The organism is Streptomyces racemochromogenes (genome assembly GCF_044129415.1).
Taxonomy (GTDB): Bacteria; Actinomycetota; Actinomycetes; order Streptomycetales; family Streptomycetaceae; genus Streptomyces; species Streptomyces racemochromogenes_A.
In genome coordinates this window covers 1-846 of sequence record NZ_JBBDHD010000308.1, presented here as the reverse complement: position 1 = coordinate 846, position 846 = coordinate 1, and the positions used below count along the sequence as shown (strand labels likewise).

Here is an 846-nt window from a genome sequence, read left to right as displayed (position 1 = left end):
GTGACGGAGGAGACGACCACGGGTGTGCACCGTCTGTACGAGATGATGCAGTCCGGTGAGCTGCTGTTCCCGGCGATCAACGTGAACGACGCGGTGACGAAGTCGAAGTTCGACAACAAGTACGGCTGTCGGCATTCCCTGATCGACGGCATCAACCGGGCCACGGACGTTCTGATCGGTGGCAAGGTCGCGGTCGTGTGCGGTTACGGCGATGTCGGCAAGGGCTGTGCGGAGTCGCTGCGCGGCCAGGGCGCCCGTGTGATCGTCACCGAGATCGACCCGATCTGCGCGTTGCAGGCGGCGATGGACGGCTACCAGGTCGCCACCCTGGACGACGTGGTGGAGGTCGCGGACATCTTCATCACCACGACGGGCAACAAGGACATCATCATGGCCTCGGACATGGCCAGGATGAAGCACCAGGCGATCGTGGGCAACATCGGCCACTTCGACAACGAGATCGACATGGCCGGTCTGGCGAAGATCGAGGGGATCGTCAAGGACGAGGTGAAGCCGCAGGTCCACACGTGGACGTTCCCGGACGGCAAGGTGCTGATCGTGCTGTCGGAGGGGCGTCTGCTGAACCTGGGCAACGCGACGGGTCACCCGTCCTTCGTGATGTCGAACTCCTTCGCGGACCAGACGCTGGCCCAGATCGAGCTGTTCACCAAGCCGGAGGAGTACCCGACCGACGTGTACGTGCTGCCCAAGCACCTGGACGAGAAGGTCGCCCGCCTCCACCTCGACGCCCTGGGTGTGAAGCTGACCACGCTGCGTCCGGAGCAGGCCGAGTACATCGGCGTCAAGGTCGAGGGCCCGTACAAGCCCGACCACTACCGCTACTGA

At 63.9% G+C, this 846-nt stretch carries 1 protein-coding gene; it reads left to right on the top strand.

Annotation, left to right across the window (positions count from 1 at the left end; translation table 11 throughout):
• On the top strand, positions 1-846 hold an 846-nt coding region (locus tag WDV06_RS37020; RefSeq protein ID WP_395514180.1), incomplete at its 5' end, for an adenosylhomocysteinase.